At 72.7% G+C, this 16,839-nt stretch carries 13 protein-coding genes; 10 read left to right on the forward strand and 3 right to left on the reverse strand.

Annotation, left to right across the window (positions count from 1 at the left end):
- Window positions 1-115: 115 nt before the first annotated feature.
- Both ACZ4YL_RS11415 and ACZ4YL_RS11420 read right to left on the reverse strand, forming a co-directional pair.
- Window positions 116-361: an antitoxin gene (locus ACZ4YL_RS11415; protein ID WP_161293071.1), complete on the reverse strand. Its 246-nt coding sequence runs from the start codon at window positions 359-361 to the stop codon at window positions 116-118.
- Window positions 362-384: 23 nt separating this feature from the next.
- A complete protein-coding gene (locus tag ACZ4YL_RS11420) occupies window positions 385-552 on the reverse strand; it encodes a gliding motility protein (protein ID WP_468115657.1) in 168 nt (55 codons plus the stop codon).
- A gap of 217 nt (window positions 553-769) precedes the next feature.
- Between ACZ4YL_RS11420 and miaA the strand changes: the two genes are divergently transcribed.
- The 6 genes from miaA (at window position 770) to hflX (ending at window position 8,857) form a co-directional block, all read left to right on the forward strand.
- Entirely contained in the window at window positions 770-1,708 is a 939-nt protein-coding gene (miaA, locus tag ACZ4YL_RS11425) for a tRNA (adenosine(37)-N6)-dimethylallyltransferase MiaA (protein ID WP_382545099.1), read from the forward strand.
- 126 nt (window positions 1,709-1,834) lie between these two features.
- On the forward strand, window positions 1,835-2,362 hold the full coding sequence (locus tag ACZ4YL_RS11430) for a hypothetical protein (protein ID WP_390798558.1): 528 nt from the start codon (window positions 1,835-1,837) through the stop codon (window positions 2,360-2,362).
- 88 nt (window positions 2,363-2,450) lie between these two features.
- Entirely contained in the window at window positions 2,451-3,326 is an 876-nt protein-coding gene (dapF, locus tag ACZ4YL_RS11435; RefSeq protein WP_468115659.1) for a diaminopimelate epimerase, read from the forward strand.
- 140 nt (window positions 3,327-3,466) lie between these two features.
- Window positions 3,467-5,560, forward strand: a complete 2,094-nt coding sequence (locus ACZ4YL_RS11440; RefSeq protein WP_468115661.1) for a RelA/SpoT family protein — start codon at window positions 3,467-3,469, stop codon at window positions 5,558-5,560.
- A gap of 164 nt (window positions 5,561-5,724) precedes the next feature.
- Window positions 5,725-7,224, forward strand: a complete 1,500-nt coding sequence (locus tag ACZ4YL_RS11445; protein ID WP_468116250.1) for a M1 family metallopeptidase — start codon at window positions 5,725-5,727, stop codon at window positions 7,222-7,224.
- A gap of 127 nt (window positions 7,225-7,351) precedes the next feature.
- The gene (gene hflX / locus ACZ4YL_RS11450) at window positions 7,352-8,857 is read left to right on the forward strand and encodes a GTPase HflX (RefSeq protein WP_301365963.1); all 1,506 of its coding nucleotides are present in this window, start codon (window positions 7,352-7,354) and stop codon (window positions 8,855-8,857) included.
- A gap of 115 nt (window positions 8,858-8,972) precedes the next feature.
- On the opposite strand, the gene ACZ4YL_RS11455 is transcribed toward hflX, so the two are convergent.
- Window positions 8,973-10,142: a trypsin-like serine peptidase gene (locus ACZ4YL_RS11455; RefSeq protein WP_468115663.1), complete on the reverse strand. Its 1,170-nt coding sequence runs from the start codon at window positions 10,140-10,142 to the stop codon at window positions 8,973-8,975.
- Window positions 10,143-10,329: 187 nt separating this feature from the next.
- Between ACZ4YL_RS11455 and ACZ4YL_RS11460 the strand changes: the two genes are divergently transcribed.
- The 4 genes from ACZ4YL_RS11460 to ACZ4YL_RS11475 all read left to right on the forward strand — a co-directional run bounded on the left by ACZ4YL_RS11460 (window position 10,330) and on the right by ACZ4YL_RS11475 (window position 16,837).
- Window positions 10,330-11,814, forward strand: coding sequence for a diaminobutyrate--2-oxoglutarate transaminase family protein (locus ACZ4YL_RS11460; protein ID WP_468115665.1), 1,485 nt, complete (start codon window positions 10,330-10,332; stop codon window positions 11,812-11,814).
- A gap of 21 nt (window positions 11,815-11,835) precedes the next feature.
- Entirely contained in the window at window positions 11,836-14,094 is a 2,259-nt protein-coding gene (locus ACZ4YL_RS11465; protein ID WP_468115667.1) for an IucA/IucC family protein, read from the forward strand.
- A 31-nt stretch (window positions 14,095-14,125) separates the two neighbouring features.
- Window positions 14,126-14,839 carry a GNAT family N-acetyltransferase gene (locus ACZ4YL_RS11470; RefSeq protein WP_468115669.1) on the forward strand — a complete coding sequence of 238 codons (714 nt, stop codon included), beginning with the start codon at window positions 14,126-14,128 and terminating at the stop codon, window positions 14,837-14,839.
- Window positions 14,840-14,938: 99 nt separating this feature from the next.
- Window positions 14,939-16,837: an IucA/IucC family protein gene (locus tag ACZ4YL_RS11475; RefSeq protein WP_468115671.1), complete on the forward strand. Its 1,899-nt coding sequence runs from the start codon at window positions 14,939-14,941 to the stop codon at window positions 16,835-16,837.
- The last annotated feature ends 2 nt before the right edge of the window (window positions 16,838-16,839 follow it).

Consider the following 16,839-nt stretch of genomic DNA (forward strand, 5'->3'; position numbering starts at 1 on the left):
CCCTCCCCCGCCCCCCCCCCCTCCCCCCCCCCCCCCCCCCCCCTCCCCTCCCCCCCCCCCCCCCCCCCCCCCCCCCCCCCCCCCCCCCCCCCCCCCGCCCCTTTCCCGGACCGCGTCAGGAGGCGGCCGGCGGCGTCGGCCCGCCGGGAGCGTCCTTGTGCGCGATCTTCCCCAGGGCGTCCTTCGCCTTGCCCGTTCCGCTCGTGATCTGGCCGCTGTACTTGCCCTTGGTCTTGGAGTCCACGGCCTTGGCCACCTTGTCCAGGCTCTCGCCGATCCTGCCCTCGTGCTGCAGGGCGAGATCGCCGACCTTGTCCTTCGCCGGACCGAGCTTGGCCTTGAGATTGTCCAGCAGGCCCATGGGTCACCTTCCGTCGGCGGTCGCTACGTGCGGGCGCCCTCGCCGGTCTCGCTGTCCGCGGCCACCGGGGCCGCCAGCTGCTTCGGAATCTCCACAGCTCCCGCCTCCGGAGACTTCTCGGCAACAGGCTCGGCCTCCTCGGCCGCGCCGGACTCCGCCGTCAGGTCCTCCGCCGCGACCTCCTCGGTCACGACCTCGTCCTTACGACGAAAAAACCGACCAAAAACGCCCATGTCTACTCCCGTAACGTTACTCGTGTGAGTGAAGTTCCGCGTCGACCGGACCGGCCTGCGCCGGGCGTACGCAGGGCGCATGCCCGGCCGGAACCTCGCCAGGGCAACGACCCCGGCCTCACCCCGTCACGTAACTCGATCGGGTACATGCTGTGGGGTTTGCGAGACTGGTGCGGTGAGGAAAGCAGCCCCCGCCCCGCGGGTCATCGCCGTCGTAGGTCCCACCGCGGCAGGAAAGTCCGACCTGGGCGTCGCCCTGGCCCGCCATTTCGACGGCGAAGTCGTCAACGCCGACTCCATGCAGCTGTACCGGGGGATGGACATCGGCACCGCCAAACTGACGACCGAGGAACGCGGCGGTGTCCCGCACCACCTCCTCGACATCTGGGACGTCACCGACACCGCCAACGTCGCCGACTACCAGCGGCTGGCCCGCCTGGAGATCGACAAACTGCTCGCAGAGGGCCGCACCCCCGTCCTCGTCGGCGGATCCGGCCTGTACGTCCGCGGCGCCCTGGACGTCATGGAGTTCCCCGGCACCGACCCCGAGGTGCGGGCCCGCCTGGAGGAAGAGGTCACGCTCCGTGGCCCCGGAGCCCTGCACGCCCGCCTCGCCGCCGCCGACCCGGCCGCCGCGCAGGCCATCCTGCCCAGCAACGGCCGCCGCATCGTCCGCGCGCTCGAAGTGATCGAGATCACCGGCCGCCCCTTCACCGCCAACCTGCCCGGCCACGACTCCGTCTACGACACCGTGCAGATCGGCGTCGACGTGGCCCGCCCGGAGCTCGACGAGCGGATCGCCCTGCGGGTCGACCGGATGTGGGAGGCCGGGCTGGTGGACGAGGTCCGCGCGCTGGAGGCCCGCGGGCTGCGCGACGGAATCACCGCCTCCAGGGCGCTCGGCTACCAGCAGGTGCTGGCAGCGCTCGCCGGTGAGTGCACCGAGGACGAGGCCCGCGCCGAGACCGTCCGGGCGACCAAGCGGTTCGCCCGCCGCCAGGACTCCTGGTTCCGCCGCGACCCGCGCGTGCACTGGCTCAGCGGGGCCGTCGCCGACCGGGGGGAACTCCCCGGACTCGCGCAGTCGTTGGTCGAACGAGCGGTCACAGCCTGATCACGTGATGGCATCGGGACGCCTCACGCGCCAGTAGTGGGGCCGGGGGCGTGCCATCATCAAACTCCAGCGGGTGCGATCACCTGCGATGAACGGCGGCGTACTGAGTCCGAGTGGGGAGGGCGCGTGGCGATGGAGGCCGGCCCTCGCGACACCGGGCAGGACGACACCCGGAGGGAAGCGGATCCGATGCTTCTGGACGGGACGGACGGGACGGACGGGCCCACAGGGCTCGGGCTGCCCGCCGATCCGGCGCGACTGACCCCGGACGGCCCGGACACCCCGGACTCCGCCGAGGCGGAGGCCGCGGCCGGACCCGAGTTCGAGGTCGAACTGCGCCCGCAGCGCCGCCTGCGCCTGTGGCAGATCGCCCCCATCGCGATGCTCGCCGCCACCGGTTCGCTGATGTTCGCCTTCCCGCTCGCCTTCGAGTTCGGCGACGGCGGCGCGGTGGTCGCCATGCTCGGCTTCCTGATCAGCTGCTGCGCCGGAGGCTGGGGAATGATGGCCGCCCGACGGGTCGGCCACACGTGGCCCGGTCTCCCGGCCCGGGGGAGCGGCCGCCGCCCGGACTGGCGCATGGCCGCGCTCTACGCCGTCGTCGCACTGGCCGTCGTAGGTCTCGCCGTGTACCGGGTCGCCCGGCTCCGCTGACCGCCCCCCGGCCGGTTCCGCCTTCCCGGCCGGTTCCGCCCCTCGGACGGTCCGGCACCTCTGAGCTGGGGCTCGGTACCATGGGCGGGTGACGCAGACCACCCTCTCCTTCCTCAAGGGCCACGGCACCGAGAACGACTTCGTGATCGTCCCGGACCCGGACAACGCCATCGAGCTGCCCGCGTCCGCCGTCGCGAAGCTGTGCGACCGGCGCGCCGGGATCGGCGCGGACGGCGTCCTGCACGTCGTCCGGTCCGCCGCGCATCCCGAGGCCGCGCACCTGGCCGACGAGGCGGAGTGGTTCATGGACTACCGCAACAGCGACGGCTCCATCGCCGAGATGTGCGGCAATGGCGTGCGCGTCTTCGCCCGCTACCTCCAGTACGCCGGGCACGTCGAGCCGGGCGACCTCGCCGTCGCCACGCGCGGCGGCGTCAAGCGCGTGCACCTCGACAAGGGGGGCGACGTCACCGTCTCCATGGGCCGCGCCGAGCTGCCCGAGGGCGAGGTCACGGTCAGCGTCGACGCCCGGAGCTGGCCCGCGCGGAACGTGAACATGGGGAACCCGCACGCGGTGGCCTTCGTCGAGAGCCTCGACCACGCCGGGAACCTCCTCGCCGCCCCCGCGTTCAGCCCGGCGTCCGCCTACCCCGCCGGGGTCAACGTCGAGTTCGTCGTCGACCGCGGCCCCCGGCACGTCGCCATGCGCGTCCACGAGCGCGGCTCCGGCGAGACCCGCTCCTGCGGCACCGGCGCCTGCGCCGTCGCCGTGGCCGCCATCCGCCGCGACGGCGCCGACCCGGCCGCCACCGGCGAACCGGTCGCGTACACCGTCGACCTTCCCGGCGGAACCCTGATCATCACCGAACACCCCGACGGACAGATCGACATGACCGGACCGGCCGTGATCGTGGCTGCGGGGGAGTTCGACGGGACCTGGCTCACCGAAACGGCTTTCGTCTGAAGCCTCCCTCTAACGGGTGATCCGTTTCACGCTGAGCGAGAGGTGGACTGCGCCACGTGGTGGGGTCGGTAACATCAGGCACCGGCCCTGAGGGCTCACCCCATGCCCACCACCGCCGGTCGAAGCCGCCGGAGGTGCCCATGAGTGCAGAGGCCACGAACCCCGAAGCACACCCCGAAGCGCGCCCTGAGCTCCGCAGACGGGGGCGGACCAGGCTCGATCTGCGCCGGCTCGGGCGCGCGGCCCTGCTCGGGCCGACGTCACGAGACCGGCTTCCGGACGCGATTGGCCACGTGGCCGAGGCACACCGCGCCCACCACCCGGACGCCGATTTGTCCATTCTGCGCCGCGCGTATCTCCTCGCGGAGACCTCACACCGCGGTCAGATGCGAAAAAGTGGTGAGCCGTACATCACACATCCACTCGCCGTCACCTTGATCCTCGCCGAACTCGGCGCCGAGACCACCACCTTGACGGCCTCTCTGCTCCACGACACCGTCGAGGACACCGACGTGACCCTCGATCAGGTCCGGGCGGAGTTCGGCGACGAGGTGTGCTTCATCGTCGACGGCGTCACCAAGGTGGAGAAGATCGACTACGGTGCCGCGGCCGAACCCGAGACCTTCCGCAAGATGCTCGTCGCCACCGGCAACGACGTCCGCGTCATGTCCATCAAACTCGCCGACCGGCTGCACAACATGCGCACCCTGGGCGTGATGCGCCCCGAGAAGCAGGCCCGCATCGCCAAGGTCACCCGCGACGTCCTCATCCCGCTGGCCGAACGGCTCGGCGTGCAGGCCCTCAAGACTGAGCTGGAAGACCTCGTCTTCGCGATCCTGCACCCCGAGGAGTACGAGAGCACCCGCGCGCTCATCGCCGCCCACGCCGGGGAACGCGACCCGCTGCCCGCCATCGCCGACTCCGTACGCGGCGTCCTGCGCGACGCCGGCATCACCGCCGAAGTGCAGGTCCGGCCGCGGCACTTCGTCTCCGTGCACCGCATCGCCCGCACCCGCGGCGAACTGCGCGGCTCCGACTTCGGCCGCGTCCTCGTCCTCGTCGGTGAGAACGCCGACTGTTACGCCGTGCTCGGCGAGATGCACACCTGCTTCACCCCGGTCGTCTCGGAGTTCAAGGACTTCATCGCCGCCCCGAAGTTCAACCTCTACCAGTCGCTGCACACCGCCATCGCCAGCCCCGAGGGCTACGTGGCCGAGGTCATCGTGCGGACCCGGCAGATGCACCGCGTCGCCGAGGCCGGCGTGATCGCCCTCGGCAATCCGTACGCCACCGCGACCCCCGACGCCACCGCCACCGACCCGGACGAGGAGCGCGTGGACCCCACGCGGCCCGGCTGGCTGTCCCGCCTGCTCGACTGGCAGCAGTCCGCACCCGACCCCGACACCTTCTGGACCGTGCTCCGGGCGGAGCTGGCCCAGGACCGGGAGATCACCGTGTTCCGGGACGACGGCAGCGCCACCGGCACCATCAGTCTGCCGGCCGGGGCCAGCTGTATCGACGCCGCCTACGCGCAGCACGGCGAGGCGGCCCACGGCTGTATCGGCGCCCGCGTCAACGGGCGCCTCACCTCCCTGTCCTCCCCGCTGTCCGACGGGGACACCGTCCAGCTGCTGCTCGCGCAGGACGCCTCCTCCGGACCCGCCGCCGAGTGGCTGGACCACGCGCGGACCCCCGCTGCCCGGATCGCCATCAGCAGCTGGCTCGAAGCCCACCCCGACCGGGCCATGGCCACGACCTCGGCCGCCCGGGCGCCGCTGTCGGTGGTCGGGGCCCGCGGCGGCGGGGGCAACGCGGTCGCCGATCTGCCGGACGCCACCGTGCGACTGGCGGGGTGCTGCACCCCGGTGCCGCCGGACGCCGTCGCCGGCTTCCTGGTCCGCGGCGGGGCCGTCACCGTGCACCGCATCCACTGTGCGGCGGTGGCACAGATGCGGGCCGTGGGGCGCACATCCGTCGCCGTGCACTGGCGGGCCACGGCGGACGTCCGGGTCACCCTGCTCGCTGAATCGTTCGGCCGCCCGCATCTGCTGGCCGATCTGACCGAAGCCATCGCCCGCGAGGGGGTCGAGGTGGTATCCGCGACCGTGGAACCGCCGGTCGAGCAGCGGGTCCGGCACAGCTATACCCTGCAGCTGCCCGACGCGGCCGGGCTGCCCGCGCTGATGCGGGCGATGCGGGACGTGCCCGGCGTGTACGACGTCAGCCGGGTGTAGCCGCCGGCCGGGCGCGGGTGCGGACGCCGGCCGGTGCAGACGCAGGCCGGTGCGTATGGAGGCTGGTGCGGACGTAGGCCGGAACGACTCCGGAAGGCCCCGTTCGGGTGGACTCGTCGCGCGTCGTGCGCGGCTGGGTGGCGGGCGCTGGTAAGCGGTGGTGGATGCAGCTCTCCTCCCCGCGCCTGCGCGCCACCCTGCTCGCCGCGGCCTCCCTCACCCTCGTCGCCGCCGTCCTGCCCCCGCCGAAGCCGCTGGGCATCGGCGACCGGCTCTTCCCGGAGCTCGGGAACCCCGGGTACGACGTGCTCTCGTACGACCTGTCCTTCGCCTACAAGGACAACCTGAGCCCGCTCGACGCGGTCACCGTCATCGACGCCCGCGCCCTGGAGCGGCTGGAGCACATCAATCTGGACTTCACCCACGGCAAGGTGGCGTCCGCCGAGGTCAACGGGGAGCCGGCGCGGTTCGAGAGCGTGGCGGAGGACCTGGTCCTCACGCCCGCGCGCCCGGTGGCGGACAACATGCCGCTGCACATCACCATCCGGCACACCAGCGATCCGCGCGGCCGCGGCGACGGCGGCTGGGTGCCCACGGAGGACGGCCTGGCCATGGCCAACCAGGCGGACGCCGCGCACCGCGTCTTCCCCTGCAACGACCACCCCGCCGACAAGGCGATCTTCACCTTCCGGATCACCGCCCCGGCCGGTCTCACGGCCGTCGCGAACGGTGAGCCGGTGGCCCCCGCCGTACGGCTCGGCCCCACGACGACCTGGACGTACCGGACCCGGCACCCGATGGCCACCGAGCTGGCCCAGGTCTCGGTGGGCCGCTCCGAGGTCGTGCACGGCACCGGACCGCACGGGCTGCCGCTGCGCGACGTGGTGCCCGCCCAGGACCGGAAGCGGCTGGACCCCTGGCTCAAGAAGACCGCGGGCCACATCGAGTGGATGGAGGAGCGGGTCGGCCGCTACCCCTTCGAGAACTACGGGGTGCTGATCGCGCGGGCCACGACCGGCTTCGAGCTGGAGACGCAGACCCTCTCGCTCTTCGAGAGCAATCTGTTCGCGGGCGAGGGCTACCCCGACTGGTACGTCGAGTCCGTGATGGTCCACGAGCTCGCCCACCAGTGGTTCGGCGACAGCGTCACCCCGCGGACCTGGTCCGACCTGTGGCTCAACGAGGGACACGCCACCTGGTACGAGGCGCTGTACGCGGACGGCCTCGGCAAGTACTCCCTGGAACGGCGCATGCGCGAGGCGTACCAGCGCTCCGACCAGTGGCGGGCGGCGGGTGGCCCGCCGGCCGCCCCGAAGGCCGCCGCACCCGGCGAGAAGATCGGGCTGTTCCGGCCGGTGGTCTACGACGGGTCCGCACTGATCCTCTACGCCCTGCGGCAGGAGATCGGCACCGAGGCCTTCGAGAAGACCGAGCGGCGCTGGGTCACGGAGAACCGGGACGGGATCGCGGGGACGGCCGACTTCGTACGGCTGGCCTCGCAGGAGGCGGGCCGCGACCTCACGGCCTTCCTGGAGCCCTGGCTGTACGGGACCACGACCCCGCCGATGCCGGGGCACCCGGAGTGGAGCGGCAAGGCGGCCTCCGGCAGGGCCGCGGCGGACCCGGCCTCCGGCAGGGCCGCGGCGGACGGGAGCGCCCAATAAAGGGTGTGACCGGTGAGGAACGGGCATGTCACCATCGACGGGGCCGCGCGGGGAATCCCCCGGCCGTGTGACACGTTGGACGTGACAGCTAACGTGACACTGCTATTCGAATCGACGTAAGGATCCAATGACCTCCTCTTCTTCCCCTTCCCAGGACGCGCGGGACGCACAGGACGTGCGGGACTCGCAGAGCTTCACCGAGAGCCTTCGGGCCGATGCCCTGATGGAAGAGGACGTCGCCTGGAGCCACGAGGTCGACGGAGACCGGGACGGCGAGCAGTTCGAACGCTCCGAGCGCGCGGCCCTGCGCCGCGTGGCCGGCCTCTCCACCGAGCTCGAAGACGTCACCGAGGTCGAGTACCGGCAGCTGCGCCTGGAGCGCGTCGTACTGGTCGGTGTCTGGACCTCCGGCACGGTGAACGACGCGGAGAACTCCCTCGCGGAGCTCGCCGCCCTCGCGGAGACGGCGGGTGCCCTCGTACTCGACGGTGTGATCCAGCGCCGTGACAAGCCGGACCCCGCCACCTTCATCGGCTCGGGCAAGGCGCGCGAGCTGCGTGACATCGTCATGGAGAGCGGCGCCGACACCGTCGTGTGCGACGGTGAGCTCAGCCCCGGCCAGCTCATCGCCCTCGAAGACGTCGTCAAGGTGAAGGTGGTCGACCGGACCGCGCTGATCCTCGACATCTTCGCCCAGCACGCCAAGTCCCGAGAGGGCAAGGCGCAGGTCGCACTCGCGCAGATGCAGTACATGCTGCCGCGACTGCGAGGCTGGGGTGCCTCGCTGTCCCGCCAGATGGGTGGCGGCGGCGGTGGCGGCATGGCCACCCGAGGCCCTGGTGAGACCAAGATCGAGACCGACCGGCGACGGATCCGCGAGAAGATGGCGAAGATGCGCCGGGAGATCGCGGAGATGAAGACCGGCCGTGACATCAAGCGGCAGGAACGGCGCCGCAACAAGGTGCCCTCGGTCGCCATCGCCGGTTACACCAACGCGGGCAAGTCCTCGCTGCTGAACCGCCTCACGGGCGCGGGCGTGCTGGTGGAGAACGCGCTGTTCGCCACCCTCGACCCGACCGTGCGCCGGGCCGAGACGCCGAGCGGCCGGGTCTACACCCTGGCCGACACGGTCGGCTTCGTCCGGCACCTGCCCCACCACCTGGTCGAGGCGTTCCGCTCCACGATGGAGGAGGTCGGGGACTCCGACCTGATCCTGCACATCGTGGACGGCTCGCACCCGGCGCCGGAGGAGCAGCTGGCGGCGGTGCGCGAGGTGATCCGCGAGGTCGGCGCGGTGAACGTGCCCGAGATCGTCGTGATCAACAAGGCGGACGCCGCAGATCCGCTCGTCCTGCAGCGGCTGCTGCGGATCGAGCGGCACTCGATCGCCGTTTCGGCGCGGACGGGCATGGGCATTGAGGAACTCCTCGCGCTCATCGACTCCGAGCTGCCGCGGCCCGAGGTCGAGGTGGAGGCCATGGTGCCGTACACGCGCGGCTCGCTGGTCGCCAAGGCGCACGCCGAGGGCGAGGTGATCTCCGAGGAGCACACCCCGGACGGCACCCTGCTCAAGGCCCGGGTCCACCAGGAACTGGCGGCGGACCTGGCGCCGTACGCGCTGGCGAAGCGCTGAGCGTGCTCGACGGCTTGCGAGCCTGACGGTTCGACGGCTGAGGCCCCCCTGCGGTGCAGGGGGGCCTCAGCCGTTCGGTCACACTCAGGGTCCGGGGCTACTCGAACCGCTCGAACTACTTGAACTTGGCGCTGACGGCGTCGAAGATGCCCTTCGCCTCCGGACCCAGCCGGGGTCCGGCCAGCCAGCCCGCCTTGGCCGGGCCGATCGAGGTGTTCGACACCAGCGCCGGCTTGCCGTCGGAGCCCGCCGTGACCCAGCCGCCACCGGAGGCACCGCCGGTCATGGTGCAGCCGATGCGGTACATCACCGGGTCGTTCGCGCTCAGGGACAGCCGGCCCGGCCTGTCCGTGCACTGGAAGGCGCGCTGGCCGTCGAAGGGAGCCGCCGCCGGGTAGCCCGTCGCCGTGAGGCTCGCGACCTTCGGCACGGCCTGCGCGTTGAACTCCACCGGGAGCGCCGAACCGACCGTCTCCTCCAGGGACTTCTTGCTGCCCTTCTCGGGCGCCACGTGCAGCACCGCGAAGTCGTACGGGGCACCCGCGCCGCCGGTCGGACCGCCGGTCGCGATCCACTGGTCGGAGGTCTGCGCCCAGTCGCTCCACCAGACGCCGAACGGGGCCACGGTCTCGCGGGGCGCGCCCTTGAGCTGCGCCGCCGGCTTGCCCGCGTTGTTGTAGGACGGGACGAAGGCGATGTTGCGATACCAGCCGCCGGCCTTGCCCGCGTGGACGCAGTGGCCCGCGGTCCAGACCATGTTGGACTTGCCGGGGTGGGCCGGGTCCTTGATCACGGTCGCCGAGCAGACCATCGAGCCCTCGGGGCCGTCGAAGAACACCTTGCCGGACGCCGGAACGCTCGTGTGGTAGGGCGGGGTGGCCTGCTTGGCCGCCACCGGGGCCGGGGTCGGGTCGGTGACGCCCTGGTCCTTGCCCGCGTCGGGGTCGACGGCCGGGCGCTGCGGCTGCTCGGCGTCACGCATGCGGTCCGGGTCCCACAGGCCCTCGATGACCGGGTTGATGTAGTCGCCCGCCTCGCGGAGCCAGTCCTCCTGCTTCCAGTTCTTCCACTCACCCCCCTTCCACTTCTCCAGGTCTATTCCGTGCTCCTTGAGCTTGTCCTTGAGCTGGTCCGGGATCTTGATCCCGTCCTGGCCCGGCAGGCTCGCGGCCACGGTCGGCTTGGCGTCGCCGCCGGCCTCCCCGTCGCCGGGGCCGCAGGCAGCCGCGGTCAGCGCGAGCGTGGCCGCGCACAGAATCGCGGTGACCGGTCGGTTCGGTCGCATGTCGTTCGTCCCCCTGGGAGTTCGAGGAGTGGAGTAGCCCCCCACTATGCCGCTGTCGCCCAGGACGACACAGGCCGGGGCTGCGGTTCCTGGCGCTCTCCCCTTGCGGGACAAGGATCTTGAGTCAACCCGTGATCCCTCGCCGTCACCGTCGTTGGTACGTACGGGGGATGGGGGAGCAGCGTTCATGTTCGAGACGCAATCCGGAAGAGCAAACAGTGCGGGAGGACCGACACTCGTGGCTGTCACCGAGCCGGCCGCGGCGGCGGCCGCGACAGAGATCCCGCCTCAAGTGCCGCCGCAGGGAGACCGGGGACCGGGTCCGGACGCCCCGAGCGCCCCGGACGGTCCGGGCGTGAGCGGTGGGCCGGGGGGTTCCGCCGCCCCCGAAGGCATCCTGCGCAGACAGGCGCAGCGGGAGTCCGCCGCCCGGACGTACGCGCGCTCGCTGCCCATCGTCCCGGTGCGGGCCCGCGGGCTGACCATCGAGGGCGCCGACGGGCGGCGTTACCTCGACTGCCTCTCCGGCGCCGGCTCGCTCGCCCTCGGGCACAACCACCCGGTGGTGCTCGAAGCCATCCGCGGCGTCCTCGACTCGGGCGCCCCGCTGCACGTGCTGGACCTCGCGACCCCCGTCAAGGACGCCTTCACCACCGAGCTGTTCGCCAACCTGCCGCCCGCGCTGGCCGCCGACGCGCGCATCCAGTTCTGCGGTCCGGCCGGTACGGACGCCGTGGAGGCCGCCCTCAAACTGGTGCGCACCGCGACCGGACGCCCCGGGCTGCTCGCCTTCACCGGGGCCTACCACGGCATGACCGCCGGGGCCCTGGACGCGTCGGGAGGCGCCCCCGGGGTACGGGTGACCCGGCTGCCGTACCCGCAGGACCTCCGCTGCCCGTTCGGCGTCGGCGGCCCCGAAGGAGCCGAACTCTCCGCGCGCTGGACGGAGAACCTGCTGGACGACCCGAAGGGCGGGGTGCCCGCCCCCGCCGGCATGATCGTCGAACCCGTGCAGGGCGAGGGCGGGGTGATCCCCGCCCCGGACGCCTGGCTGCGCCGGATGCGCGAGATCACTGCGGCGCGGGGGATCCCGCTGATCGCCGACGAGGTGCAGACGGGCGTCGGCCGGACCGGTGCCTTCTGGGGAGTCGACCACGCCGGGGTCGTGCCCGACGTCATGGTTCTGTCCAAGGCGATCGGCGGCAGCCTGCCGCTCGCCGTGATCGTGTACCGGGCCGGCCTGGACGTCTGGGCCCCCGGCGCGCACGCGGGCACCTTCCGCGGCAACCAGCTCGCCATGGCCGCCGGCGCCGCCACGCTCGCCTTCGTCCGCGAGAACCGGCTCGCCGAGCGCGCCGCCGCCCTGGGGGAACGGATGCTGGCGGCCCTGCACGGCCTGGCCTGCGGCCATCCCTGCATCGGAGAGGTACGCGGCCGGGGCCTGATGATCGGCGTCGAACTCGTCGACCCCGACACCGGGGCCGCCGCACCGTCCCTCGCCGCCGCCGTCCGCCAGGAGTGCCTGGACCGCGGACTGATCGTCGAGCTCGGCGGCCGTCACGGCGCCGTGGTGCGCCTCCTTCCCCCGCTGACCCTGACCGACGAGCAGGCCGCGGCGGTCCTCGACCGCCTGGCCGACGCCATCCCGGCCGCCGCCCGCCGGACCCACTGACCCGCACCCCGAGGACCCGCGATGCCAGACCCGCACCAGTCCACCCCCATCACGGAGACCCAGCCGCTGTCTTCCGACCGGCCCGCCCCACCGCCGGGACCGGCCCAGGCGCAGCCACGGCCGCTCCCGGACCACGAGGAGGCCGTCGCCCCGGGGCAGCCGTCACCGCCGCCCGGCACCGCGGCGCCGCTACGGGAGGCGGCGGAGCCGCCGTACCCGACGCCCCGGCTCGACGTGCCCGAGGCGCAGGGCTCGGGCTCCGCGGTCAGCCCGCCGACCCGGCCCGTACCCGCCGAGGAGGTCTCGGCCCCGCCCCCGGCCGGCACGCCGCCCCACGCCGACGGGGCCACGGCCGAGCAGCCGCAGCCGGACCCGGCGGGCGCACCCGGAGCACCGGCCGAGCAGCTCCCCCCGGCAGCCGCGGCCGCCACCGGGACCGGGACCGGAGCCGGGGCAACGGCCACGGTGCCCCGGCAGAAGGACGGCACACCCCGGCCCCGTTCCGGATGGACGAGCCCCCTCCGGCTGGAGCCGACCACCCTGCCCGACCTCCTCAACCACCCCGACCCGGCCGTCGCCGCCGAGGCCGCGGCGGTGGAGAACCTGCTCCGCTGCTGGGTCCGCGAATCCGGTCTCGGCCGCCCCGACGGCCCCGCCGGAACCCCCCTGCGTATCCCCCTTCCCGCTTCCGGCACCGCCCTGCTCGTCCCTGTCCGCCACTGGTCCCACGCCGGCTGGCACCGATTCGGTGCCGTCCGGCTCGAAGGAACGACCGCTGCCGCACCCTCCCTCGACGCCGTCACCATCGCCGCGCTCATCGCCCGTGAGGGCGCGAGCGGTGGCCGAGGCGCCGCCGACCTCGTCGGCCGAGTCGCCGACTCGGTGCGCCGTACCGCCGAATTCATCGCCGACCGGCGGGAACGCCCCACCGCCCCGGCCCCCGTCGGCGGGGACCGTTTCCTCACCGCCGAACAGGCGCTCCTCCTCGGTCACCCCCTCCAGCCGGACCCGAAGAGCCGCGAAGGACTCTCCGAGGCCGAGGTACGCCGCTACTCACCCGAACTCCACGGCTCCTTCCCCCTGCACTGGTTCGCGGTCGAACCCGCGGCTCTCGCGAGCGAATCGGCCTGGACCGAGAGCGGCCGCCCCGTCTCCGCCCCACAGCTCCTCGGCCGACTCGCCCCCGGGCTCCCGCTGCCCAACGGCACCACCCCCCTTCCCCTGCACCCCTGGCAGGCCAACGACCTGCTCCAGCGCCCCGCCGTCACCGCCCTCCGTGACGCGGGACTCCTGCACGACCTGGGCGCACACGGCGAGCCCTGGTACCCCACCTCATCCGTCCGCACCGTCCACCGCCCGGGCGCCCCCGCGATGCTCAAGCTCTCCCTGGGCCTGCGCATCACCAACTCCCGCCGCGAGAACCTCCGCAAGGAACTCCACCGCGGCGTCGAGGTGCACCGGCTGCTCCGCACCGGCCTCGCCGAGCAGTGGCAGGCGTCCCACCCCGCCTTCGACATCGTCCGCGACCCCGCCTGGGTCGCCGTGGACGCCCCGGACGGAACCCCCGTGCCCGGACTCGACGCCCTGCTGCGCCACAACCCCTTCCGTTCGGGCGACGACCCCGTCTGCATCGCCGCACTCACCGCTCCCCGCCCGTGGCCCGGCCGGACCACCATGAGCTCCCGCCTCGCCGAGCTCGTCACAGGGCTCGCCACCGCCACCGGCCACACCACGTCCGCCGTCGCCGCCGAGTGGTTCCTGCGCTACCTCGACCACGTGGTGCTGCCGGTCCTCGCTTTCGACGCGCTCGCCGGTATCGCCCTCGAAGCGCACCAGCAGAACACCCTGGTGCTCCTCGACCCGGCCGGCTGGCCGATCGGCGGCCGCTACCGCGACAACCAGGGCTACTACTTCCGCGAATCGCGCCGCGCGGAACTGGAGCACCGGCTCCCCGGCATCGGAAGCGCCAGTGACACCTTCGTCTCCGACGCCGTCACCGACGAACGCTTCGCCTACTACCTCGGCATCAACAACGTGCTCGGCCTCATCGGTGCTTTCGGATCCCAGCGGCTCGCGGACGAGCGGGTCCTCCTCGCCGCCTTCCGCCGCTTCCTCGCCAAGGCCGCGGGCCTCGGCCCGCTCCCCGCACAGCTGCTCGACTCGCCCACCCTGCGTTGCAAGGCGAATCTGCTCACCCGCCTGGGCGGTCTCGACGAGCTGGTCGGCCCCGTCGACACCCAGTCCGTCTACGTCACCATCACCAACCCCCTTCACGATTGACGCGTCGGCGCCGACGCGGAGAAGAGCCCCGATGCCCTCCACCGACACCTCAGCCCCAGCTCCGGCCGCCGGATCCGCCCACGACACCCGCACCGCCACCGGTGTCGTCAAAGTTGCCGGCGGAAGGCGCGAACAACGCCTCAACGCACAACTGCTGCCGCTGCTCGCCGAGGCCGACCTGCTCGATTCCCCCGCAATCTGGGGCAGCGTCACCACACCCGCCGGAGCCTTCCGCCTCGAACCCGTGCGGCCCGGCCGTGACCTGGAGCTCCTCACCGGCTGGATGAACGATCCCGAGGTGGCCGCCTACTGGGAACTCGCGGGCCCTGCCGCGGTCACCGCCGACCACCTCCGCGCCCAGCTCGACGGCGACGGCCGCAGCATCCCCTGCCTCGGCCTCCTCGACGGCACGCCGGTGAGTTACTGGGAGATCTACCGGGCCGACCTCGACCCGCTCTCCGGGCACTACCCGGCGCGCCCCCACGACACGGGTATCCACCTGCTCATCGGAGACGGCACGAACCGCGGCCGCGGGCTGGGAACAGCTCTGCTGCGCGCCGTCGCCGACCTGGTCCTCGGCAACCGCCCCCGCTGCACACGCGTCGTCGCGGAACCGGACATCCGCAACACCCCCTCCGTATCAGCCTTCCTGAACTCCGGTTTCCGCTGCTCCGCGGAAATCGACCTTCCCGAGAAGCGGGCCGCCCTGATGATCCGGGAGCGGGTGCTGCGCAATCTCCTCTGAGTGCCGCCCCGCAAACCCCGACCGTCGTCGGCAGCTTCGCACCTCTCCCTTCGATAACTCTGCGTAGCGAAGCAGAGTTCCCGACCTCCGAGGAGTCACGTGCCGAACTTCCCCGCAGCCCCCGACGCGGCCGAACCCGCCGTGCCACCGTCGCCCCAGCACCCCTGCACGCCGCCCGAACTCAACCGTGCGACCTGGGACTTCGCCGCCCGCCGGCTGCTCGCCAAGATGCTCGGCGAGTTCGCCTACGAGGAGATCATCCGCCCCGTCCCCGCACCCGCCGCCGCCGGGGACGCCTGGACCCTGACCCTCGACGACGGCAGCAGCCTCGGCTTCCGCGCCCGCCGACGCTCGTACGGCAGCTGGCACGTCACCCCGGACACGATCACCCTGACCCCACCGGCGCCGACGCCGGCGCCGGCCTCACCGCCCTCACCGACCGTGCCGGGCGACCTCGGGAGCCCGACCGCCTTCGGGGACCCGTACGCCTTCCTCATCCGGGCCCGTACCCTCCTCGGCCTGGACGGACCCACCCTCGGTCACCTCGTCCGCGAGCTCAGCGCCACCCTCACCGCCGACGCCCGGCTCGACCACACGGCACTCACCGCTGACGTCCTCGCCGACCTCGACTACGCCGCCCTCGAAGGCCACCAGACCGGCCACCCCTGGCTCGTCCCCAACAAGGGCCGCATCGGACTCTCCGCCTCCGACACCGCCGACTGGGCCCCCGAGGCCCGCACCCGCCAGCGGCTGCCCTGGCTCGCCGCCCACACCTCGCTCGCCGTCTACCGCGGGACCGCCGGCCTGGAGGACCCCGCCCGCCTCTACACCGCCGAGCTCGACCCCGTCACCCGCGCCTCCTTCGACCGGTCCCTCCGCGACCGCGGCCTCGACCCGCTCCACTACCTCTACCTCCCGGTCCACCCCTGGCAGTGGGACGAGGTCGTCCTCCCCCTCTTCGCCCCGGCGCTCGCCTCCGGCGCCCTGGTACCGCTCCCCGCCGATCCCGACGTGCGTCTCCCGCAGCAGTCCGTCCGCACCTTCCTCAACCTCAGCCGGCCCGACCGGCACAGCGTCAAACTCCCGCTCTCCGTCTTCAACACCATGGTCTGGCGCGGACTGCCCAGCGACCTCACGCTCGCGGCCCCCGCCGTCACCGCCTGGATCCACTCCCTCCGCGACGGCGATCCCTTCCTCCGCGACGAGTGCCGGGTCGTCCTGCTCGGCGAGGTCGCCTCCGTCACCGTCCGCCACCCCGTCTACGACGAGCTCCCCGAGGTTCCGTACCAGTACAAGGAGCTGCTCGGCGCGATCTGGCGCGAGCCCCTGACCGGCCTGCTGGCACCAGGCGAGCGCGCCCGCACGCTCGCCTCCCTCCTCCACACCGACCCGCGCGGCCGGTCCTTCACCGCCGAGCTCGTCGCCCGGTCCGGACTGACCCCCACCGTCTGGCTGCAGCGCCTCTTCGCCGCCCTCCTGCCCCCGCTGCTCCGCTTCCTCTACCGCTACGGCACCGTTTTCTCCCCGCACGGCGAGAACGCCATCGTGATCTTCGACGAGCAGGACGTCCCGGTCCGGCTCGCGGTCAAGGACTTCGTGGACGACGTAAACATCACCGACGAGCCGCTGCCCGAGCTGGAGTCCCTGCCCGAGGAGGTCCGAGCGGTCCTGCTCACCGAGGCCGCCGACTTCCTGCCCCAGTTCATCCACTCCGGGCTGTTCGTCGGTGTCTTCCGCTACCTCTCGGCCCTGTGCGAGGACGGCCTCGGTGTCCCGGAGAGCGAGTTCTGGTCCCTCGTACGGGCGGAGATCCTGCGCCACCAGACCCGCTTCCCGGAGCTCAAGGACCGCTACGAGCTCTTCGACCTGCTCGGTGAACGCATCGGACGGCTCTGCCTCAACCGGAACCGGCTCTACGAGGACGGCTACCGCGACCGCCCCGACCGCCCGCACGCCGTGCAGCACGGCACGGTACCCAACCCTCTGTACCGGCCATGATT

Source organism: Streptomyces sp. NPDC030021 (assembly GCF_055574035.1).